18 protein-coding genes and 1 rRNA gene are annotated in these 21,295 nt (G+C 73.3%); 15 read left to right on the top strand and 4 right to left on the bottom strand.

From position 1 onward, the window contains the following. From rrf to ACH4D3_RS24110, 3 genes are all read left to right on the top strand, one after another. Positions 1-92: ribosomal RNA gene (rrf, locus tag ACH4D3_RS24120) — 5S ribosomal RNA — on the top strand; the annotation flags it as partial. 194 nt (positions 93-286) lie between these two features. Then, on the top strand, positions 287-1,363 hold the full coding sequence (locus ACH4D3_RS24115; protein ID WP_398325366.1) for a hypothetical protein: 1,077 nt from the start codon (positions 287-289) through the stop codon (positions 1,361-1,363). Next, on the top strand, positions 1,255-1,992 hold the full coding sequence (locus ACH4D3_RS24110; protein ID WP_398325364.1) for a hypothetical protein: 738 nt from the start codon (positions 1,255-1,257) through the stop codon (positions 1,990-1,992). The genes ACH4D3_RS24115 and ACH4D3_RS24110 overlap by 109 nt, the downstream gene beginning before the upstream one ends. 71 nt (positions 1,993-2,063) lie before the next feature. Here the strand turns inward: ACH4D3_RS24110 and ACH4D3_RS24105 are convergent, their stop codons facing one another. After that, the gene (locus tag ACH4D3_RS24105; protein WP_398325289.1) at positions 2,064-3,356 is read right to left on the bottom strand and encodes a DUF1015 domain-containing protein; all 1,293 of its coding nucleotides are present in this window, start codon (positions 3,354-3,356) and stop codon (positions 2,064-2,066) included. A gap of 72 nt (positions 3,357-3,428) precedes the next feature. On the opposite strand from ACH4D3_RS24105, the gene ACH4D3_RS24100 reads away from it, so the two are divergent. The 4 genes from ACH4D3_RS24100 (at position 3,429) to ACH4D3_RS24085 (ending at position 7,699) form a co-directional block, all read left to right on the top strand. Beyond that, a complete protein-coding gene (locus tag ACH4D3_RS24100; protein WP_398325286.1) occupies positions 3,429-4,460 on the top strand; it encodes an HAD hydrolase-like protein in 1,032 nt (343 codons plus the stop codon). A 193-nt stretch (positions 4,461-4,653) separates the two neighbouring features. Continuing rightward, complete coding sequence (locus ACH4D3_RS24095; protein WP_398325284.1) at positions 4,654-5,700, top strand: FecCD family ABC transporter permease; 1,047 nt, start codon at positions 4,654-4,656, stop codon at positions 5,698-5,700. A gap of 59 nt (positions 5,701-5,759) precedes the next feature. Beyond that, positions 5,760-6,797 carry a FecCD family ABC transporter permease gene (locus ACH4D3_RS24090; protein ID WP_398325361.1) on the top strand — a complete coding sequence of 346 codons (1,038 nt, stop codon included), beginning with the start codon at positions 5,760-5,762 and terminating at the stop codon, positions 6,795-6,797. Next, a complete protein-coding gene (locus ACH4D3_RS24085) occupies positions 6,794-7,699 on the top strand; it encodes an ABC transporter ATP-binding protein (RefSeq protein ID WP_398325281.1) in 906 nt (301 codons plus the stop codon). Before ACH4D3_RS24090 ends, ACH4D3_RS24085 begins: the two co-directional genes overlap by 4 nt. On the opposite strand, the gene ACH4D3_RS24080 is transcribed toward ACH4D3_RS24085, so the two are convergent. Then, complete coding sequence (locus ACH4D3_RS24080; RefSeq protein WP_127895515.1) at positions 7,683-8,030, bottom strand: SCP2 sterol-binding domain-containing protein; 348 nt, start codon at positions 8,028-8,030, stop codon at positions 7,683-7,685. The two genes, ACH4D3_RS24085 and ACH4D3_RS24080, sit on opposite strands and share 17 nt — an antisense overlap. 42 nt (positions 8,031-8,072) lie before the next feature. Here ACH4D3_RS24080 and ACH4D3_RS24075 point away from each other — a divergent pair, with 42 nt between their 5' ends. The 5 genes from ACH4D3_RS24075 to ACH4D3_RS24055 all read left to right on the top strand — a co-directional run bounded on the left by ACH4D3_RS24075 (position 8,073) and on the right by ACH4D3_RS24055 (position 13,458). Continuing rightward, the gene (locus ACH4D3_RS24075; protein WP_398325277.1) at positions 8,073-8,402 is read left to right on the top strand and encodes a hypothetical protein; all 330 of its coding nucleotides are present in this window, start codon (positions 8,073-8,075) and stop codon (positions 8,400-8,402) included. A gap of 7 nt (positions 8,403-8,409) precedes the next feature. Continuing rightward, on the top strand, positions 8,410-9,225 hold the full coding sequence (locus ACH4D3_RS24070; RefSeq protein WP_398325274.1) for a hemolysin: 816 nt from the start codon (positions 8,410-8,412) through the stop codon (positions 9,223-9,225). Then, entirely contained in the window at positions 9,222-10,127 is a 906-nt protein-coding gene (locus ACH4D3_RS24065) for an NAD kinase (protein ID WP_356868411.1), read from the top strand. The genes ACH4D3_RS24070 and ACH4D3_RS24065 overlap by 4 nt, the downstream gene beginning before the upstream one ends. A 140-nt stretch (positions 10,128-10,267) precedes the next feature. Beyond that, a complete protein-coding gene (recN, locus tag ACH4D3_RS24060; protein ID WP_398325271.1) occupies positions 10,268-12,010 on the top strand; it encodes a DNA repair protein RecN in 1,743 nt (580 codons plus the stop codon). Positions 12,011-12,309: 299 nt separating this feature from the next. Beyond that, the gene (locus ACH4D3_RS24055; protein WP_398325358.1) at positions 12,310-13,458 is read left to right on the top strand and encodes a glycosyltransferase family 4 protein; all 1,149 of its coding nucleotides are present in this window, start codon (positions 12,310-12,312) and stop codon (positions 13,456-13,458) included. A gap of 89 nt (positions 13,459-13,547) precedes the next feature. Here the strand turns inward: ACH4D3_RS24055 and ACH4D3_RS24050 are convergent, their stop codons facing one another. Further along, on the bottom strand, positions 13,548-15,194 hold the full coding sequence (locus ACH4D3_RS24050) for a PucR family transcriptional regulator (protein WP_398325269.1): 1,647 nt from the start codon (positions 15,192-15,194) through the stop codon (positions 13,548-13,550). A gap of 127 nt (positions 15,195-15,321) precedes the next feature. Between ACH4D3_RS24050 and ACH4D3_RS24045 the strand changes: the two genes are divergently transcribed. Next, positions 15,322-16,275: an LLM class F420-dependent oxidoreductase gene (locus ACH4D3_RS24045; RefSeq protein ID WP_398325266.1), complete on the top strand. Its 954-nt coding sequence runs from the start codon at positions 15,322-15,324 to the stop codon at positions 16,273-16,275. 95 nt (positions 16,276-16,370) lie between these two features. Here ACH4D3_RS24045 and ACH4D3_RS24040 read toward each other — a convergent pair whose 3' ends face one another. After that, positions 16,371-18,173 carry a glycoside hydrolase family 15 protein gene (locus ACH4D3_RS24040; RefSeq protein WP_398325355.1) on the bottom strand — a complete coding sequence of 601 codons (1,803 nt, stop codon included), beginning with the start codon at positions 18,171-18,173 and terminating at the stop codon, positions 16,371-16,373. Between the two features lie 597 nt (positions 18,174-18,770). Here ACH4D3_RS24040 and ACH4D3_RS24035 point away from each other — a divergent pair. Together ACH4D3_RS24035 and ACH4D3_RS24030 are read left to right on the top strand one after the other, a co-directional pair. Beyond that, positions 18,771-20,420, top strand: a complete 1,650-nt coding sequence (locus ACH4D3_RS24035) for a CTP synthase (protein WP_398325263.1) — start codon at positions 18,771-18,773, stop codon at positions 20,418-20,420. 85 nt (positions 20,421-20,505) lie between these two features. Further along, the gene (locus ACH4D3_RS24030) at positions 20,506-21,141 is read left to right on the top strand and encodes an NUDIX domain-containing protein (RefSeq protein ID WP_398325260.1); all 636 of its coding nucleotides are present in this window, start codon (positions 20,506-20,508) and stop codon (positions 21,139-21,141) included. Positions 21,142-21,295: the final 154 nt, after the last annotated feature.

Raw genomic sequence — 21,295 nt, 5'->3', positions numbered from 1 at the left:
CGCCCGGTTACATTTCGAACCCGGAAGCTAAGCCTTACAGCGCCGATGGTACTGCAGGGGGGACCCTGTGGGAGAGTAGGACGCCGCCGAACAATCTTTGGGAAGGACCCCTGGTCCCCAGCGTTCAGCTGGGGACCAGGGGTCCTTTCGTTTTTCCAGGGCGCACCGGGTACCCGGCTGCGCGAGAATGACTTGCGGTACCGAAGACAGGAGTCACCCATGTCCACCAACTCTCCCGACGACCGACCGGAGCGCGACCAGCGCCGACGGGACAGTGGTGACCGCGGTGACCGCAGGGATCAGCGCGGGGACCGTGGTGGGTTCCGCCGGGACGACCGTCGTGACGATCGGCGCGATGACCGTGGCGGACAGCGTGGTGGCTTCCGCCGGGACGATCGAGACCGTGGGCCGCGTCGGGACGATCGCGATCGTGGGGGCGACCGGGGTTTCCGTCGCGATGACCGGGGCGACCGCCCCTCGTACCGTCGTGACGACCGCGGAGAGCGTGGCGACCGACCCGCCTTCCGGCGTGACGATCGGCGCGACGACCGTCGTGACGATCGGCGCGATGACCGTGGTGGGCAGCGCGGTGGGTTCCGCCGGGACGACCGTCGTGACGATCGCCGTGATGACCGCCGCGACGGGCGTCGCGAGGACAACCGCGGTGGCGGGTACGGGCGTCGGGACGACCGGGACCGTGGGGGCGACCGGGGATTCCGCCGGGACGACCGTGGTGGTGACCGTCCGTCCTTCCGCCGCGACGACCGTGGTGAACGCGGGGACCGGGGCGACCGCCCCTCGTACCGTCGTGACGACCGCGGTGACCGCGGTGACCGTCCCTCGTACCGCAGGGATGACCGCAGGGATGACCGCCGCGACGGCCGCCGGGATGATCGTCCGGCCTTCCGTCGGGACGACCGGCGCGATGACCGTCCTGCCTTCCGTCGCGATGACCGGCGCGATGACCGTCCTGCCTTCCGTCGCGATGACCGTCGGGACGATCGTGGCGGCTTCCGTCGGGACGACAACCGTGGTGAGCGCGGCGGATTCGGCCGGCGTGACGACCGTCGGGACGACAACCGTGGTGACCGCGGTGGGTTCCGCGGGCGCGACGACCGCGGGGGGCGTGGGCCCCGTCGTGACGACCGCGGAGGGCGGCCCGGCGGTTACCGGGGCCGGGACGACCGGCAGGGCGGCGGGGGCCGTTTCCGAGAGGAGCGTGACCGTGACCGGGACCGGGAGCCGATCAAGCGGCTGCCGATCCCCGAGGAGGTCACGGGCGACGAGATCGACAAGGACGTACGGCAGGAGCTGCAGAGCCTGCCCAAGACGCTCGCGGAGGACGTCGCCAGGAACCTGGTGATGGTCGCCCGGCTGCTCGACGAGGACCCGGAGGCCGCGTACGGCTACTCCAGGGTCGCCCTGCGCCTGGCGTCCCGCGTCGCCGCCGTACGGGAGGCGGCCGGGTTCGCCGCGTACGCCAACCAGAAGTACGCCGAGGCGCTGGCGGAGTTCCGGGCCGCTCGGCGGATGACCGGTTCCGTGGAGCTGTGGCCGGTCATGGCCGACTGCGAGCGCGGGCTCGGCCGGCCGGAGAAGGCGCTGGACATGGCCGGTGCCCCCGAGGTGCACAAGCTGGACAAGGCCGGTCAGGTCGAGATGCGCCTCGTGGCGGCCGGTGCCCGGCGTGACATGGGGCAGCTGGACGCGGCGATCGTGACGCTGCAGAGCCCCGAGCTGGCCTCCAACTCCGTACAGCCGTGGACCGCGCGGCTGCGGTACGCCTACGCCGACGCGCTGCTGGCCGCAGGCCGGGAGCAGGAGGCGCGGGAGTGGTTCGCGAAGGCCGTGGAGTCGGACCGGGACGGCAGCACGGACGCCTCGGACCGGCTCGCCGAGCTGGACGGCGTGGAGTTCATGGACGCCCTGGACGAGGGCGAGTCCGAGAGCGAAGGGGAGAGCCCTTCCGCCGAGGACGGCGACAAGGACTGATGGCCTGGCGGCGAGTCGAGGGGGCGGGACCGGTTCACGGACCCGCCCCCTCGGCGTGTCGTCAGGCCGTCTCAGGCGTCGAGTGGGCGCAGTACCAGGCCCGAGGCCGGTTTCGGGCCGAAGGACGTCGACTTGCGGGGCATCGTGACGCCCTGTCGGGCCAGTTCGCGGACGACCTCCTCGCGGACCGGGTGCATCAGCACCGCCGTACCGCCGTCGCGCTCGGCCTTCTCGACGGTGGCCGTCGTGTCGTGGATGTAGGAGATGTGGGACGCCGAGTCGTCGGGGACGTGCCAGACGTGGGCGAGGAGCGTGGCGTGCAGGACGGTGGCGTCCAGCGTGCGCCAGGCCTCGGGCCGGTCGGTGGGGACCGTGCGGGCCAGCAGCCCGGGCTCGGGCAGGTCTACGAGGTGGAAGGCGCCGTCGCCCGCGAGGAGGAAGGCGTTGCCCGCGTCGGCCGCCTTCGCCAGGGTTTCCAGTGACTCGTCCAGGGACGTGCCGAGGCGGCGGACGCGGAAGTGTCCGGCGAGGGCGGCCACGGCTTCGTGCACTGGGACGCCGTGCAGCAGCCGGTGGATGGCGCGGACCCGGAGCGGGTAGCGGGCCGTGTCGACCAGGAGGACCAGGCCGTGGTCCCACGGGCTGGGCGAAGGGTGCTCCGCGCGGAGGGTGCGGTAGGTGGCCCAGCGGTGGTGGCCGTCGGCGATGAGGGCCTGGTGCCGGGACAGCTCGGTCCGGACGCGGGCCACGGTGTCCGGGTCGGTCACCGACCACAGACGGTGGCAGAAGCCGTCCTCCGTGGTCGTGGAGAGGAGCGGCGGCTGCTCGGCCGTGCGTTCCACGAGGGCGGTGGTGGCCGGTGTCCCGTCGTCTCCCCGGTAGGTCAGGAGGAGGGGTTCGAGGTTCGCCCGGGTGGCCCGCATGAGTGCCGCGCGGTCGGCGACGACGTGCGGCATGACGTCCTCGTGCGGCAGCACCACCTGCTCGGAGGGGTCCGACACGCGCAGGGCGCCGATGATGCCGCGCTGCAGCATGCCTTCGCGGTCGCGTTGTTCGTAGACGTACAGACCCGGTTCGGGGTCGGTGGTCAGGACGCCCTCCGCCGTCCAGCGCCGCAGGGTGCGGGCGGCCTGCTCGTTGCGCGCCTCGGGTGTGGCGGCCTGGGGCAGGATCAGCCGGACGATGTTGTACGGGTCGGCGGACTCGAGGTGGAGCAGGCCGTCGGGGCGGACCACGACGTCGTAGGGAGGGGAGGTCACGGCGGCCAGGCTGCCGACCCGGTCGGGGTCGTAGCGGAGGCCTCGGAACGGGGTGAGTTCCAGGCCCCGGCGCGCCGTTGCTTCCGGGTGACCTGCAGAGTTCATCCCGGCATCGTACGTGTGTCAGTGGCATGGGGGATGATCGGGGGAAAGGCGACGAACGAGGAGCGATGCGCAATGAGCCGGAGCGTCAGGACGAGGCCCGCGGGCAGTGGGCCGCACCTGAGTGAGGCGTACGACACGGCGCTGCTCGACCTGGACGGCGTGGTGTACGCCGGGGGGAACGAGATCGCTCACGCCGTCGACTCCCTCGCCGCGGCCCGCGACGGCGGGATGCGCCTGGCCTACGTCACCAACAACGCGCTCCGGACCCCCGACGTGGTGGCGGCGCACCTGACCGAGCTGGGCATACCGACGGGGGCCGAGGACGTCATCACGTCGGCGCAGGCGGTGGCCCGGCTGATCGCCGAGCAGCTGCCCCAGGGGGCGCGGGTGCTGGTGATCGGCGGTGAAGGGCTGCGCGTGGCGCTGCGGGAGCGCGGTCTCGAGCCCGTGGAGTCGGCCGAGGACGATCCGGCGGCCGTGGTGCAGGGGTTCGGCGGGCCGGAGCTGCCGTGGGGGCGGTTCGCCGAGGCCTGCTACGCGATCGCGCGGGGCGTGCCCTGGTACGCCTCCAACACCGACCTGACCATCCCGGGCGCCCGTGGGATCGCCCCGGGCAACGGCGCCGCGGTGGAGGTCGTGCGGATCGCGACCGGCGCCGAGCCGCAGGTCGCGGGCAAGCCCCTGCCGCCCATGCACCGGGAGACGATCCTGCGGACCGGCGCCCGGCGCCCGTTGGTGGTGGGCGACCGCCTGGACACGGACATCGAGGGGGCGTTCAACGGGGAGGTCGACTCGCTGCTCGTCCTGACCGGTGTGACCGACGGGGCGCAGCTGCTGGCGGCGCCGCCGCGGCACCGGCCGACGTACGTCGACGCCGACCTGCGCGGGCTGCTCACCGGACAGCCGGAGGTCACCGGTGACGCGGAGGAGGGCTTCCGGTGCGGAGGCTGGACGGCGACGGCCGGCGGGGAGCGGCTGGAGCTGGACGGCGACGGCGCGGCGCTGGACGGGTTGCGCGTCCTGTGCGCGGCGGCCTGGACGGCGGGCGGAGAGCAGGGGTGCGGGCTGGACTCGGGGAAGGCACTGGCGCGATTGGGGTTGTGAGACGGCGTACGGGGAAGGCGCCCGTTGGCACCCGATCAAGCCCATCAAGATCATCAAGCCCATCAAGCCGGTCAGCCGTTCACCGGCCCGAGCGTCCCCGGGTGTTCCGGGGTGGGCCGGGGTGTGCCGGTCCCGCGGCCTCGGGAAGGCTCGGGGATCGTGATCGATTGGCAGGGTAGGCTAACCTAACTGCGTGTTGGTCGACAGTCCCCCCGAACAGCGCGCGGAGACCGCTCCCGCGCCGCCCTCCAAGCGCCGTGTCCTGCGCGCCGCGGGGCTGCCCGTCGCCGTGGCGGTCCTGGTGCTCGTCACGTTGGCGAGCATCGCGATCGGTGCGAAGGACCTGTCCCTGGCGGAGGTCTGGCACGGCCTCTTCCACGACTCGGGCACCTACGGCGACGTCGTGGTCGGCGAGCGGCTGTCGCGCACCGTCCTCGGTCTGCTGGCCGGCGCGGCCCTCGGCCTCGCGGGAGCCGTGCTGCAGGCGCTGACCCGCAATCCGCTGGCCGACCCCGGACTGCTCGGCATCAACGCGGGCGCCTCGGCGGCCGTGGTCACGGGCATCACCTTCTTCGGCGTCACCTCGCTGACCGGGTACGTCTGGTTCGCCTTCGCCGGTGCGGCGGGGGTCGGCGCGCTGGTCTGGTTCCTGGGCGGCAGCCGGGGGGCGACGCCGGTGCGGCTCGTCCTGGCCGGCACCGCGATCAGCGCCGCCCTTTTCGGCTACCTCCAGGCCGTGATGATCATGGACGACGCGGCGCTGGGCAGGATGCGCTTCTGGACGGTCGGTTCGCTCGCCTCGGCGACGACCGGCACCATCCGGGAGGTGCTGCCGTTCTTCGTGGTGGGCACGGTCCTCGCCCTCGCGCTCGCCCGGCCGCTCAACGCCATGGAGATGGGCGACGACACCGCCAAGGCCCTCGGCGCCAACCTGAACCGCACCCGGGCGCTGTCCATGCTCGCCGCGACCGTGCTGTGCGGGGCCGCGACCGCCGCCTGCGGGCCGATCGTGTTCGTCGGGCTGATGATCCCGCACATCGTCCGCTCCTTCACCGGACCGGACATGCGCTGGATCCTGCCCTACGCGGCGATCCTGTCCCCGGTGCTGCTGCTCGGCGCGGACGTCCTCGGCCGGATCGTCGCACGGCCCTCGGAACTTCAGGTCGGCATCGTCACCGCCGTCCTCGGCGGGCCGGTCTTCATCTTTCTCGTACGACGGCGGAGGACGGCCCAGCTGTGAGGACCGCGAAGAACGGGATGACCGCCAAGAACGGGAAGACCGTGAAGAACGCGAAGACCATGAAGAGCAACCGGGCCGTGCGCACTCCGGGTGGGCTGTCCCTGCGCCTGGACGTGCGGGCCGTCGTCGTCGTCGCGCTGCTGCTGCTCCTCGCGCTCGCCGCGAGCGTGCTGCTGATCGGCACCGGCGACTTCGACATACCGGCCGTCGACGTGCTGAAGACCCTGGTCGGCCAGGGCAACGCCGGGCAGGAGTTCATCGTCAAGGAGCTGCGGCTGCCGCGGGTCCTGGTCGGACTGCTGGTCGGGGGCGCGCTCGGCGTCGGCGGTGCCCTCTTCCAGGCCATCTCCCGCAACCCGCTCGGCAGTCCGGACGTACTCGGCCTCGGGCAGGGCGCCACGGCCGGTGCGCTCATCATGATCGTCCTGTTCTCCGGCAGCTCGGCCCAGGTGACCGTCGGCGCGCTGGCCGGCGGCCTGGTGACCGGTCTGGCCATCTATCTGCTCGCCTGGAAGCGGGGCGTGCACGGATACCGACTGGTCCTGGTCGGCATCGGCGTGTCCGCGATCGTCACGGCGGTCAACGGCTACCTGATGACCCGGGCCGACATCGTCGACGCCTCCCGCGCCGTCGTCTGGATGACCGGCTCCCTCAACGGCCGCGACTGGGACCAGGTCTGGCCCCTGCTCGGCCTGTGCGCCGTGCTGGTCCCGCTCGTGCTCACCAACGGACGGGCGCTGCGGATGATGGAGATGGGCGACGACATCTCGTACGCCCTGGGGGTGCGCGTCGAGCGGGTGCGGGCGCTGCTGATGGTGGCCGCCGTACTGCTCACCGCCTCGGCCACCGCCGCCGCCGGGCCGGTCAGCTTCGTGGCGCTCACCGCGCCGCAGCTCGCCCGGCGCCTGACCCGCTCGCCCGGCCCCAACCTGCTGCCGTCCCTGTGCATGGGCGCCGCCCTGCTGGTCGGCGCGGACTTCATCTCGCAGCGGGTCTTCGGCGCCGAGCAACTGCCCGTGGGCGTCGTCACCGGAGTGCTCGGCGGCGTCTACCTGCTGTGGCTGCTGGTCACCGAGCGCAAGGCGGGCCGGATATGAGCGCCGGCACCGGCCGCCGCGGCGGGCCGAACAACCGAAGGAGCAACAGCAACGTGAACCGCCTGACCGCCGAGAACGTCACCCTCGCCTACGACCAACGGGTCATCGCGGAAAAGCTGTCGGTGGAGATACCCGACAACTCCTTCACCGTGATCGTCGGCCCGAACGCGTGCGGCAAGTCCACCCTGCTGCGCGCTCTGTCACGGATGCTCAAGCCGAGCCGGGGCCGGGTGCTGCTCGACGGGTCGGTCATCCAGTCGATGCCCGCCAAGCAGGTCGCCCGGACCCTCGGCCTGCTGCCGCAGTCGTCCATCGCGCCCGACGGCATCACCGTCGGCGACCTCGTCGGCCGCGGCCGCTACCCCCACCAGGGCATCCTGCGCCAGTGGTCGACCGAGGACGAGCGGGTCGTGCAGGAGTCGATGGCCCAGACCGGCATCTCGGAGCTGGCCGACCGCTACGTCGACGAACTCTCCGGCGGACAGCGCCAGCGCGTGTGGATCGCCATGGCGCTCGCCCAGCAGACCCCGCTGCTGCTCCTCGACGAGCCGACGACATACCTGGACATCCAGCACCAGATCGACGTCCTCGACCTGTGCGCGGAACTGCACGAGGAGCAGGGCCGCACCCTCGTGGCCGTGCTGCACGACCTCAACCACGCCGCCCGCTACGCCACCCACCTCATCGCCCTGCGCGACGGGGAGATCATCGCCGAGGGCGCGCCGAAGGACATCGTCACCGCCGACCTGGTCGAGCGGGTCTTCGGGCTGCGCTGCCAGGTCATCGACGACCCCGAGACGGGTACGCCGCTGGTGGTGCCGGCCGCCCGGAAGGGGCGCACCAAGCAGGAGAACGAGCAGGTGACCAAGCAAGCGAAGGCGGTCGCTACAGGAGCTTCCTGAGCCGGAACAGATCGCGCAGGCCGGCCTCCAGCTTCACCCGGCCCGAACCCCAGGCCCTGGCGAAGTTCAGCTCGCCCGCGACCAGGGCGACCAGGTCGTCGCCGGTCATCGCCAGCCTGATCTCGGCCTTCTCGCGCGGCGGCCCCGCAAGGGTCTCGCGCACGTCGATGCGGCCGTCCGCCATCCGTCCGGCGAAGGTGACGTCCAGGTCGGTGATGTGACAGCTCACCGAGCGGTCCAGCTCCGCGGCCGACCGTACGTCCCCTTCGGCGCTCCGCATGTGGTCAGAGAGCTTGTCGAGTGCGGCACGGCACTCCTCAGTCGTCGCCATCGGGACCGACCGTACCCCAGCGCCACGCGGTAGCGTCGGGGCATGAGCGACGCAGTACCGGAGCCGGAGACCGAGCCCGAGCAGGCGGAGCCCGGGGTGCGCACCGACCCCGGGTACGAGCCCGCGGCCCCCGCCCCGCTGGGCGTCCCGCGCGACCCCACCGGGAACGCCGAGGTCGACGCCGGACTGGCGCGGCTGGCCGACGCCGACCACCTGGCCACCGACGGACACGTCGAGGTGTACGAGGATGTACACCGGGGGCTGCGCGACGCGCTCACCGCGCTCGACGCCCGCCCGGGACCTCCGGAGCCTCCGGGGCGCCCGGGACCACCGGCGCCCCCGCCGCCATCGCCGTACGACCGCAGGAGCTGAACCGAACGTGGCAGGAGTCGCACGCCGCCGTCTCGACGCGGAGCTGGTGCGCCGCAAGCTGGCGCGCTCGCGCGAGCACGCGAGCCAGCTGATCGCCGCCGGGCGGGTCACCGTCGGCAAGACCGTCGCGACCAAAGCCGCCACGCAGGTCGAGACCGCCGCCGCGATCGTCGTGACCGCCGACGACGCCGACCCCGACTACGTCTCGCGCGGCGGCCACAAGCTCGCCGGGGCCCTCGCCGCCTTCGTACCGCGCGGACTCGTCGTCGAGGGGCGGCGGGCCCTGGACGCCGGCGCCTCCACCGGCGGCTTCACCGACGTACTGCTGCGGGCGGGCGCCGCGCACGTCGTCGCCGTGGACGTGGGATACGGACAACTCGCGTGGAGTCTGCGGCAGGATGAACGCGTCACCGTCAAGGACCGTACGAACGTACGGGAGTTGACGCCGGAAGCGATCGATGGGGAGCCCGTGGACCTTGTCGTGGGGGATCTTTCCTTCATCCCGCTCGGACTGGTGCTGCCCGCCCTCGTGCGCTGCACCCGGCCGGGCGCCGACCTGGTGATGATGGTGAAGCCGCAGTTCGAGGTAGGGAAGGAACGGCTGGGCAGCGGGGGAGTGGTACGCAGCACGCAGTTGCGGGCCGAGGCCGTGCGGGGAGTCGCGCGGAAGGCCTGGGAGCTGGGGCTCGGGGTGAAGGGGGTCACCGCCAGTCCGCTGCCGGGTCCCTCCGGGAACGTCGAGTACTTTCTGTGGCTGCGGGCCGGTGCCGGTGAACTGGACCCGGCCGATGTTGACCGTGCAGTGGCGGAGGGGCCGCGTTGACACAGAACCGAGCGCGTACTGTTTTCCTGCTCGCCCACACCGGGCGCCCCGCTGCCATCCGCAGCGCGGAGCTGGTGGTCAAGGGGCTGCTGCGGGCCGGGATCGGCGTACGGGTCCTGGAGGCGGAGGCGCGCGACCTGCCGCTGCCGGGTGAGGTGGGGCTGGTCGGCGAGGCCACCCCGCAGTGCCTGGACGGGTGCGAGCTGCTGATCGTGCTGGGCGGCGACGGCACGCTGCTGCGCGGCGCCGAGTTCGCCCGCGCCTCGGGCGTGCCGATGCTCGGCGTCAACCTCGGCCGGGTCGGCTTCCTCGCGGAGGCCGAGCGCGACGACCTCGACAAGGTCGTCGACCGGGTGGTGAACCGGGCCTACGAGGTCGAGGAGCGGATGACCGTCGACGTCGTCGTGCACCGCAACGGCGACATCGTGCACACCGACTGGGCGCTGAACGAGGCGGCCGTGCAGAAGGCCGGTGCCGAGAAGCTGCTGGAAGTCGTGCTGGAGATCGACGGCCGGCCGGTGACCGGGTTCGGCTGCGACGGCATCGTGCTGTCCACGCCGACCGGGTCGACGGCGTACGCCTTCTCGGCCGGCGGTCCTGTGGTGTGGCCCGAGGTGGAGGCGCTGCTGATGGTGCCGATCAGCGCCCACGCGCTGTTCGCCAAGCCGCTGGTGACCTCCCCGGACTCGGTGCTCGCGGTGGAGGTGCTGCCGCACGTCCCGCCGGGGGTGCTGTGGTGCGACGGGCGGCGGACGGTCGAGCTGCCGCCGGGGGCGCGGGTGGAGGTGCGGCGGGGGGCGGTGCCGGTGCGGTTGGCTCGACTGCATCACGCGTCGTTCACGGACCGGCTGGTGGCGAAGTTCGCGTTGCCTGTTTCCGGATGGCGCGGGGCGCCCCATTAGCGGTCTCGAAGGGGTGGTTCTGTTGCGGTCCGACCGCGGGCTGTCCGTGGCTGGTCGCGCCGTTCCCCGCGCCCCTGAGCGGCATGCACTGGACGGCGTTGCAAGGGCAGCCTGTGTGCGCTTCGCGTCCTCGACCTCGTATGGTCGTGTCCGTGCTTGAGGAGATGCGGATACGGTCGCTCGGAGTCATCGATGACGCCGTGGTCGAGCTGTCGCCCGGGTTCACCGCTGTCACCGGTGAGACGGGTGCGGGCAAGACCATGGTGGTCACCAGCCTCGGGCTGCTCCTGGGTGGACGCGCGGACGCGGCGCTGGTGCGGATCGGGGCGAAGAACGCGGTCGTCGAGGGGCGCATCAGCGTGCCCGGCGGCGCCGCGGCCGCCGTCCGGGCCGAGGAGGCCGGGGCCGAGCTGGACGACGGGGCGCTGCTGATCAGCCGTACCGTGTCCGCCGAGGGGAGATCGCGCGCGCACCTGGGCGGGCGGTCGGTGCCGGTGGGGATGCTCGCCGAGCTGGCCGACGAGCTGGTCGCCGTGCACGGGCAGACCGACCAGCAGGGGCTGCTGAAGCTGAACCGGCAGCGGCAGGCCCTGGACCGGTACGCGGGCGACGCGGTCGCCGGGCCGCTCGCCAAGTACGCGGAGGCCTACCGCCGGCTGCGGGCCGTCGCCCGTGAGCTGGAGGAGATCACCACGCGCGCGCGTGAGCGCGCCCAGGAGGCCGATCTGCTGCGCTACGGCCTCGACGAGATCGCCGCGGTCGAGCCGCGCGCCGGTGAGGACGTGGAGCTGGCGGAGGAGGCGGAGCGGCTGGGACACGCCGAGGCGCTCGCGTCGGCCGCCGCGGTCGCCCACGCCGCCCTGGCGGGCAACCCGGAGGACCCCGAGGGCGTGGACGGCGCCACGCTCGTCGCGGGCGCGCAGCGGGCCCTGGACGCCGTGCGGTCCCACGACCCGGCGCTGGCGGCGCTCGCCGAGCGGATCGGCGAGGTCGGCATCCTGCTGCGCGACGTGGCCGGGGAACTCGCCGGGTACGCCGACGACCTGGACGCCGACCCGCTGCGGCTGGCGGCGGTCGAGGAGCGCCGGGCCGCGCTCACCGCGCTGACGCGGAAGTACGGCGAGGACGTCGCGGCCGTACTGAGCTGGGCCGGGCAGAGTGCCGCGCGGCTGACCGAGCTGGACGGCGACGACGAGCGGATCGGCGAGCTGACCGCCGAGCGGGACGCGCTGCGGGCGGAACTGGGCGGGCTCGCCCAGGCGCTGACCGACGCGCGGACCGAGGCCGCCGAGCGGTTCGCCGCCGCGGTGACCGCCGAGCTGGCGTCGCTCGCCATGCCCCACGCGCGCGTGTCCTTCGCGATCCGGCAGACCGAGGACCCGGAGGGCGTCGAGGTCGGCGGGCGTACGGTCGCGTACGGGCCGTCCGGCGCGGACGAGGTGGAGCTGCTGCTGGCCCCGCACCCCGGCGCGCCGCCGCGGCCGATCGCCAAGGGCGCGTCCGGTGGCGAGCTGTCGCGCGTCATGCTGGCCGTGGAGGTCGTCTTCGCGGGCACCGATCCCGTGCCGACGTACCTGTTCGACGAGGTCGACGCCGGGGTCGGCGGCAAGGCCGCGGTGGAGATCGGGCGGCGCCTGGCGCGGCTGGCCAGGAGCGCGCAGGTCGTGGTCGTTACGCACCTGCCGCAGGTGGCCGCGTTCGCCGACCGGCAGCTGCTGGTGGAGAAGACGAACGACGGTTCGGTGACCCGCTCCGGCGTGAAGGTCCTGGAGGGCGAGGAACGCGTCCGGGAACTCTCCCGGATGCTCGCCGGGCAGGAGGACTCGGAGACGGCCCGCGCGCACGCGGAGGAACTGCTGGAAACGGCCCGGGCCGACCGGTAGGGACTCCGGGGTCGGGGCGGGCGTACTGCGTCGGTTCCCCGGACGTACGTGCCGGGTGGCCGGTGCGACGGCATGACGTTCACTCGTACGAGTGAGGTGGTTCCGTGTCGTTGTCCCGCCGGCCGTCCGGTCGTGGCGGTCGCCGTTCCCGGAACACCCGTGCGGCCTGGCATCCTTGACGGAGCGGCGCACGGGAAACCGCCCGGCGCACCCCGTCCGCACCATCCTTCTGTACGTTCTTCGTGACCGTCCCCACGTCCTTCGTGACCGTCTCCCGCCGAACCAGGAGCCCCGGCCAGGTGACCCCCGTGAGCAGCCACTCACCGCACGGCCAGTCGCCGCTGCGCACCGTGCAGGTGCTGGGCGGCGGCAACGCCGGCAGCAGCGCGCACGTGCGCTCACTGGCCGCGGGGCTCGTCGCGCGGGGCGTGAAGGTGACGGTGTGCGCCCCCTCCGATGCGGAGTGCACCTACGACTTCACCGGCGCCGGGGCCGACCACGTGCACGTGCCGCGCAGCAGCGATCCCGTCTCGGTGGCCGCGCTGCGGACGGTGTGCGCCGAAGCCGACCTGGTGCACGCACACGGACTGCACGCCTCCTTCCGGGCCGCCCTGGCCCTCGGCGGACGGCGGGTACGCACTCCGCTCGTCGTCACCTGGCACGACCGCGCGCACGCCGAGGGAGCCCGCGGCCAGCTGCTGCGCGTGCTGGAGCGGCGGGTCATGAAGGCCGCCACCGTCGTGCTCGGCGCCACCTCGGAACTGGTCGACGGGGCGCGCCGGACGGGCGCCAGGGACGCCCGCCTCGGCCCCGTCGCACTTCCCGCCCGGCCGGGCCCGCCGGCCGGATCCGACGACCCCGACCCGCTGCGTCCCAAGGTCCGGGCCGAACTCGGCGCCATCGACCGGCCGTTGCTGGTGGCGGTCGGATCGCTCGAACGGCACCGCGGGTACGACGTGCTGCTCGACGCCGCCCGCGTGTGGCGCCGCCTCGACCCGGCGCCGCTGGTGGTGGTCGCCGGGGAGGGGCCGCTGCGCGGCGAGTTGCAGGGCCGGATCGAGGACGAGGGGCTGCCGGTGGTGCTCGCCGGCAGCCGCGACGACGTGCCCGACCTGCTGGTGGCGGCCGACCTCGCGCTGCTGCCGAGCCGCCGGGAGCCGGGGCGTTCCGTCCTCGCCCAGGAAGCGCTCCACGCGCGCGTACCGCTCGTCGCCGGTGCCGTCGGCGGCATCCCCGAGCTGGTCGGCGACGCCGCCGAACTCGTCCCGCCCGGGGACGCGGAGGCCCTCGCCGACGCCGTGGTCCGCCTGCTCGGCGACCCCGCGCGGCAGGACGAACTCCGCGAGCGGGGCGCGCGGCAGGCCGCCACGTGGCCGACCGAGGACGAGACCGTCGCCCAGGTGCTGAGCATCTACGACGAGCTGACGCAGCCCACGCCGTTGCTCTAGGCACCGGCCGGGGCGCTGCCGCCGCACCCTCCCGGGCCTTGCCGCCGCACCGCCCGGTCCCCGCCGCCGCACCGCCCGGTCCCCGCCGTCTACGGCACGTGCCGGCGGGCGCGCAGGGCCAGGCTCAACGCCAGTACGGTCTGCGGGTCGTCGAGGTCCGTGCCCAGCAACTCCCCGATCCTGGCGAGCCGGTTGTAGAGGGTCTGCCGGTTGAGGTGGAGTTCGCGGGCCGTCTCCGCCTTGCGCCCGGCGTGGGCCAAGTACGTCTGGAGGGTGGGCAGCAGGGGCGGCTTGGAGCGGTCGTCGTGGTCCCGCAGCGGGCCGATCGCCCGGTCCACGAACGCCGCGAGGTCCGGGTGGTCGCGCAGCCGCCACAGCAGCAGGTCGATGTCCAGGCGCCGCGCGTCGTACCAGGGCCGGTCCGTCAGGCCCTGCGCCGCGGTCGCCGTCTCCGCCGCGTGCCGCAGGCCCGCCGAGGCCGCCGCCCAGCCGCCGGACACCCCGACCACCACGACGGGGGGCTGCGCCCCGGGACGCCGCATCCCGGCCCGCTCCACGCCCGCCCGCAGCGCCGCCGCGACCCGGTCGGCGACCGCGGCCCGCTCCGACTCCGAGCGCAGCCCCAGCAGCAGCGGGACCCGGCCCTCCACCGGCCGTACGCCCAGCAGGACCGGCACCCCCACCGACGCCAGCTCCTCGGCGACCGCGCGGGCCAGCACCGCCCAGCCGCCGCCCGCCGGGGACAGCGCGTCGCCGAGCCGCATCACCACCGGGAGCAGCGGACCGGCGCCCGGCTTGAAGCCGAGGACGCGGGCCTGCGCGGGGGCGTCCTCGGCGGTGATCCGGCCCTCGGCGAGGTCGGTGAGGAAGTCGCCCCGCCCGCGCGCCGCCAGCTCCTCCTCCTGCCGCGCCTGCATCAGCACCACGGCGAGGATGCCCGCCGCCCGCTCCGCCGCCATCCGGTGCACCGGCGCGGGCGAGGACCGTACCGGGAGCAGGACGAGGCGGGCGCGCACCGACCCGGCGCCGGGTCCGCCGCCGGGCACGTCCACGAGGACCGAGCCGGCCGGGGGCGGCGCGTCCTTGTGCGGGTCCCGCAGCCCCTCCCAGACCTGGAGCGGGTCGGCCCCCTCGGGCCCGGCACCGGCGGCGTACAGCAGGCGGCCGTCGGTGGTCTCCAGGAAGACGGGGTTGCCGGCGAAGTCGGCCAGGATGGCGAGGACCTGGGGGACTCCGCCGCCGCCCAGCAGCGCCTCGGTGCAGCGGCGGTGCACCTCCTCGGCCCGCTGGAGCAGCGCGTAGTGGCCGTTGACGATCTCGGTGTGGATCTCCTCGGTGACCGCCACGAACGGCACCTCGCGGTGCAGCTGCACCAGCGGCAGCCCGGCCGCGCGGGCCGTGTCGACCAGCGCCGCGGGCAGCCGGGTGAAGCGCGGGCCCAGCTCCACGACGAGGGCCGCGATGCCGCGCTCGGCCAGCGTGCGCACGAACGCCCGCTGCTCGGCGGGACGGGTGCCGAGGCCGTACCCCGTGGTCAGCAGCAGTTCGCCGCCCTTGAGCAGCGAGGCGATGTTGGGCACCTCGCCCGCGTGCACCCAGCGCACCGTGCGCTGCATGCGGTCGGCGCCCGCGAGGATCTCCGGCAGACCGCTGCGCAGCCCGGGCAGCTCCAGGGCCCGGCGCACGGTGATTCCGGCGCCCTGCGTGTCGAATCCGCTGTTCGTGCCGCTGTCCATGGGCCGGACGCTACCCGGCGCGTCCCACCCGGGACATCCACCCGGGAGACCCGCGCGGGAGACCCACCCGGGTCATCCACCCGGTCTCCCGCGCGTCGGCGGGCGCCCGGCGGGTAGGGCACCCGACATGGACATCACCGTCGTGGCCGCCGCACGTGAGGACACCGCCCCCCTCGACGAGCCCTTGCGGGTGGCGCGACAGGCAGACCGGCTGGGATACCGCGAGGTGTGGCTGGGGGAGGGGCCGACCTGGGACGCGTTCGTGCTCGCCGCGGCCGTCGGAGCGGGCACGCGGCGGATCGCGCTCACCGCCGGGCCGGTCGCCGTGTCGGTGCGCGACCCGCACGGCATCGCGCGGGGCGCCGCCTCGGTGGCCGCGGTCACCGGCCGCCCGGTCGGTGTGGCGCTGGGCACGTCCAGCAAGCGGGTGGTCGAGGGCGTGCACGGCCGGGCCCGGGAACGTCCGGCGGCCGTACTGGAGGCGACCGCCGCGGCACTGCGGGAGCTGCTCCACGGTGCGCCGGGCGAGCCCGTCGTGCCCGGCAGCGCCTTCCCGCGCCGCCACCGGCCGCCGGGCGGTCCGCTCACCGTGGCGGCCTTCGGCGACCGCGCGATCTCCGTCGCCGTCCGGTACGCCGACCGCATGCTCCTCGACGTGGTCTCGCCCGAGCAGGTGCGCGCCCTGCGCGCCAAGCTGCTCGCCGCGGCCGACGCGGCCGGCCGGACCCCGCCGGTGCTGGCCGCCTGGGTGCCCGCCGCCGTCGACCCCGACCCCGCCTCCCTCACCCAGGTCATGCGCAGCGTCGTGGGCTATCTCACGGTGCCGGGCTACCGCGAGATGTTCGAGGAGGCCGGGTTCGGCGAGGCGGTCGCGCTGGCCCGTACGGGAGCCGACGCGGACACCCTGCTGCGGGCGCTGCCGGAAGAGGCGGCCGCCACCGTTGGCCTGATCGGCGGCCCGGACACCGTACGGGCCCGGATGGACGCCTACGCCGAGGCGGGCCTGGACGAGATGGCCCTGGTACCGGCGACGGCGGGCGACCCGGGCGGCGAACGGACCCTGACGGCACTGGCCCCCTGAACGGGCCACAGCCACCGGGCCCCGGCAGCACCGGCCCTCCGGCGGGACCGGCCCCGGCAGCACCGGGCATCCGGCCGCGTGGGGCCGGGGCCCGGTCAGCCGCCGTAGGCGCCGCTCGCCGTCAGCCTGAGGGCCGTGTCGATCAGGGGCACGTGGCTGAAGGCCTGGGGGAAGTTGCCGACCTGGCGCTGCAGGCGTGGGTCCCACTCCTCGGCGAGGAGGCCGAGGTCGTTGCGCAGGGAGAGGAGCTTCTCGAAGAGTTTGCGTGCCTCGTCCACCCGGCCGATCATCGCCAGGTCGTCCGCCATCCAGAACGAGCAGGCGAGGAAGGCGCCCTCGTCGCCCGGCAGACCGTCGACGCCCTCGTCCTTGCCGTCCGTCGGGTAGCGCAGGATGAAGCCGTCCGAGGTGGACAGCTCGCGCTGGATGGCCTCGATGGTGCCGATCACCCGCTTGTCGTCCGGCGGCAGGAAGCCCATCTGCGGGATCAGCAGCAGGGAGGCGTCCAGCTCCTGGGAGCCGTAGGACTGCGTGAAGGTGTTGCGTTCCTTGTCGTAGCCCTTCTCGCACACGTCCCGGTGGATGTCGTCGCGCAGCTGCTTCCAGCGCTCCAGCGGGCCGTCCGCGTCGCCGGACTCGATCAGCTTGATGGTGCGGTCGACGGCGACCCAGGCCATCACCTTGGAGTGCACGAAGTGGCGGCGCGGGCCGCGCACCTCCCAGATGCCCTCGTCCGGCTCGTTCCAGTGGTCCTCCAGGTAGCGGATCAGCTTGAGCTGGAGCACCGAGGCGTAGTCGTTGCGGGCCAGGCCCGTCATGTGGCCCAGGTGCAGGGCCTCGGTCACCTCGCCGTAGACGTCCAGCTGGAGCTGGTGGGCGGCGCCGTTGCCGACCCGGACCGGCGTCGAGTTCTCGTAGCCGGGCAGCCAGTCCAGCTCCGCCTCGCCCAGCTCCCGCTCGCCGGCGATGCCGTACATGATCTGCAGGTTCTCCGGGTCGCCGGCGACCGCGCGCAGCAGCCACTCGCGCCAGGCGCGGGCCTCCTCGCGGTAGCCGGTGCGCAGCAGCGAGGACAGGGTGATCGCGGCGTCGCGCAGCCAGGTGTAGCGGTAGTCCCAGTTGCGGACGCCGCCGATGTCCTCCGGCAGGGAGGTGGTGGGCGCGGCGACGATGCCGCCGGTGGGGGCGTACGTCAGGGCCTTCAGCGTGATCAGGGAGCGGACCACCGCCTCCCGGTAGGGGCCGTGGTACGTGCAGTGCTCGACCCAGTCGCGCCAGAAGTCCTCGGTGGCCACCAGCGACTGCTCGGGCTCCGGCAGCGCCGGCGGCTCCTTGTGCGAGGGCTCCCACGAGATGGTGAACGCGATCCGGTCGCCCGGCGCCACCGTGAAGTCCGCGTACGTGGTCAGCGCCTTGCCGTAGGTCTCCGCCTCCGTGTCGAACCACACGGAGTCCGGGCCCGCGACGGCCACCGTGCGGCCCTCCTGCTTGCGCACCCAGGGGACCACCCGGCCGTAGCTGAACCGCATCCGCAGCTCCGAGCGCATCGGCACCCGGCCGGAGACGCCCTCCACGATCCGGATCAGCTGCGGCGCGCCGTCGCGCGGCGGCATGAAATCGATCACTCTGACGGTGCCGCGCGGGGTGTCCCACTCGGATTCCAGGATCAGGGAGTCGCCGCGGTAGGTGCGCCGGGCGGAGGCGGGCGGTTCGGCGCCGGGGGCGTACGCGGGGCCGAGCCGCCAGAAGCCGTGCTCCCCGGTGCCCAGCAGGCCGGCGAAGATGGCATGCGAGTCGAAGCGGGGCAGGCACAGCCAGTCGACTGTGCCGTCCCGGCAGACCAGCGCGGCGGTCTGCATGTCTCCGATGAGTGCGTAGTCTTCGATGCGCCCGGCCACGTGCAACTCCAGTCGAACGGCCACGTCACCCCGCATGGGGGCGGTCGCTAGTGCGGTCAGCGGTCAAGGGTGGGGTCAGGGGTGTGTGTCAGGAATGTGGGTCAGGAATATGGGTCGGGGACGGGTGTCCCGCGTGCCATGCCTCGTTGAGTCATGAAGCAAAGCAGCCGTCCGGCCGTGCAGCCAAACGTGGTGCCCCGAACGACAATTGTTGCTCAACGAACTGACGAGCTCTCGTTGTTCCGGTGCTGACGGGCGAGGGGTGGTGCCGTGTCGCCGGGCGGGCTCGGCAGCGAACGTCCGAGCAGGATACGACGCACGTAGATGATCTGTGTGCCGCTCCGGGCAACCCGGGTCCGCCGAACGGGTGACCGGCGAGTGAGGAAGCGGTGACGTTCCCACCTGCGTGTCCGGGCGTGCGCGGAGGGTGGCCGGACGCCATCGCCCCGAGGCGCTGATACGCTGGTAGCCCGTGGACCGGTGGGAGAAGAACCCCGGAACCGCAGCGACGGCGCCGCCGACGACACCCGGGACGACCGGGGCGGAGGACGAACGCACCGCACCCCAGACCGCGACCACGGGAGCCCCCTCTTGGCCATGCCGCCCAAATCTTCGACGACCAAGCACATCTTCGTCACCGGGGGTGTCGCCTCCTCGCTGGGCAAGGGGCTCACCGCCTCCAGCCTCGGCATGCTGCTCAAGGCCCGGGGCCTGCGCGTCGTGATGCAGAAGCTCGACCCGTACCTGAACGTCGACCCCGGCACGATGAACCCCTTCCAGCACGGTGAGGTGTTCGTCACCAACGACGGCGCCGAGACCGACCTGGACATCGGCCACTACGAGCGCTTCCTCGACCGCGACCTCGACGGCTCGGCCAACGTCACCACCGGCCAGGTGTACTCCACGGTGATCGCCAAGGAGCGGCGCGGCGAGTACCTGGGCGACACCGTCCAGGTCATCCCGCACATCACCAACGAGATCAAGCACCGCATCCGCCGCATGGCGACGGACGAGGTCGACGTCGTGATCACCGAGGTCGGCGGCACCGTCGGCGACATCGAGTCGCTGCCGTTCCTGGAGACCGTCCGCCAGGTCCGGCACGAGGTCGGCCGCGACAACGTGTTCGTCGTGCACATCTCGCTCCTGCCCTACATCGGCCCGTCGGGCGAGCTGAAGACCAAGCCCACCCAGCACAGCGTCGCGGCCCTGCGCAACATCGGCATCCAGCCGGACGCGATCGTCCTGCGCTGCGACCGCGAGGTCCCGACCGCGATCAAGCGCAAGATCTCCCTGATGTGCGACGTCGACGAGGCGGCCGTGGTGGCCTGCCCCGACGCCCGCTCCATCTACGACATTCCGAAGGTCATCCACACCGAGGGCCTGGACGCCTACGTCGTCCGCAAGCTGGACCTGCCGTTCCGCGACGTGGACTGGACGACCTGGGACGACCTGCTGGACCGGGTCCACAAGCCCGAGCACGAGATCGTCATGGCCCTGGTCGGCAAGTACATCGACCTGCCCGACGCCTATCTCTCGGTCACCGAGGCGCTGCGCGCGGGCGGCTTCGCCAACAAGGCCCGGGTGAAGATCAAGTGGGTCACCTCCGACGACTGCAGGACCCCGGCCGGTGCCAGGGCGCAGCTCGGCGACGTCGACGCGATCTGCATCCCGGGCGGCTTCGGCGAGCGCGGTGTGACCGGCAAGGTGGGCGCGATCCAGTACGCCCGGGAGAACGGGATCCCGCTGCTCGGCCTCTGCCTCGGCCTGCAGTGCATCGTCGTCGAGGCGGCGCGCAACCTGGCCGGTGTCGCGGACGCCAACTCCACCGAGTTCGACCCCGCCACCGCGCACCCGGTCGTCTCCACCATGGCCGAGCAGCTGGACATCGTGGCCGGCGAGGGCGACATGGGCGGCACCATGCGGCTCGGCATGTACCCGGCGAAGCTGGCCGAGGGCTCGATCGTGCGCGAGGTCTACGACGGCAAGGAGTACGTCGAGGAGCGGCACCGCCACCGCTACGAGGTGAACAACGCCTACCGCGCGGAGCTGGAGAAGAAGGCCGGCATCGTCTTCTCGGGCACCTCCCCGGACGGCAAGCTCGTCGAGTACGTCGAGTACCCGCGCGACGTCCACCCCTACCTGGTCGCCACCCAGGCGCACCCGGAGCTGCGCTCGCGCCCGACCCGCCCGCACCCGCTCTTCGCCGGGCTGGTCAAGGCCGCGGTCGAGCGGAAGACGTCGAAGTAACACACCAGTTGTACGGTGGCCGGGGCGCGCGCACTCAAGGGCGCGGGCCCCGGCTTTCGCGTACCTCTGGAAGGACAGGTCACCGATGACGGGCAGCACGATCAAGGACACCCCTCAGGAGTGGGAGATCCGGGGCAGCCGGACGCCCTTCCGGGGCAAGAAGACCTCGGTCCGCACGGACGACGTGGTGATGCCCGACGGCTCCGTGGTGACCCGCGACTACCAGGTCCACCCCGGCTCGGTGGCCGTCCTCGCCCTGGACGCGGAGGGCCGGGTGCTGGTCATCCGGCAGTACCGGCACCCGGTGCGCGAGAAGCTGTGGGAGATCCCGGCCGGCCTGCTCGACGTCCCCGGCGAGAACCCGCTGCACGCCGCCCAGCGCGAGCTGTACGAGGAGGCGCACGTCAAGGCCGAGGACTGGCGGGTGCTGACCGACGTCTACACCACCCCCGGCGGCTGCGACGAGGCGGTACGGATCTTCCTCGCCCGGGACCTGTCCGAGGCCGCCGGGGAGCGCTTCGAGGTCGAGGACGAAGAGGCCGACATGGAGCTGGCGCGAGTCCCCCTCGCCGATCTGGTCCGGGGGGTGCTCGCGGGCGAGCTGCACAACAACTGCCTGGTCGTGGGCGTGCTCTCGCTGGTCGCGGCGGAGCAGGGTGACGGACTCGACGCGCTCCGTCCGGCCCTGGCGCCGTGGCCGGCCCGCCCCTTCGAGGCCTGAGGACGGCCTTGGAACCCGTGCCGGTGTGACCATCGGCTGATCCGATCGGGGGATGTGCCCGCCGCGCTCCACCGGGAACGTCGCAGAGCGTGAACTAGGCTCTCAAACGCCCGAACCGGGCTTCCGGCGGGCACCGGCGTGCGGTGGGATCGGG

The sequence above is a fragment of the Streptomyces sp. NPDC018026 genome (assembly GCF_044327745.1).
GTDB lineage: Bacteria > Actinomycetota > Actinomycetes > Streptomycetales > Streptomycetaceae > Streptomyces > Streptomyces rubrogriseus.
This window is presented reverse-complemented; position numbering and strand designations above follow the sequence as displayed.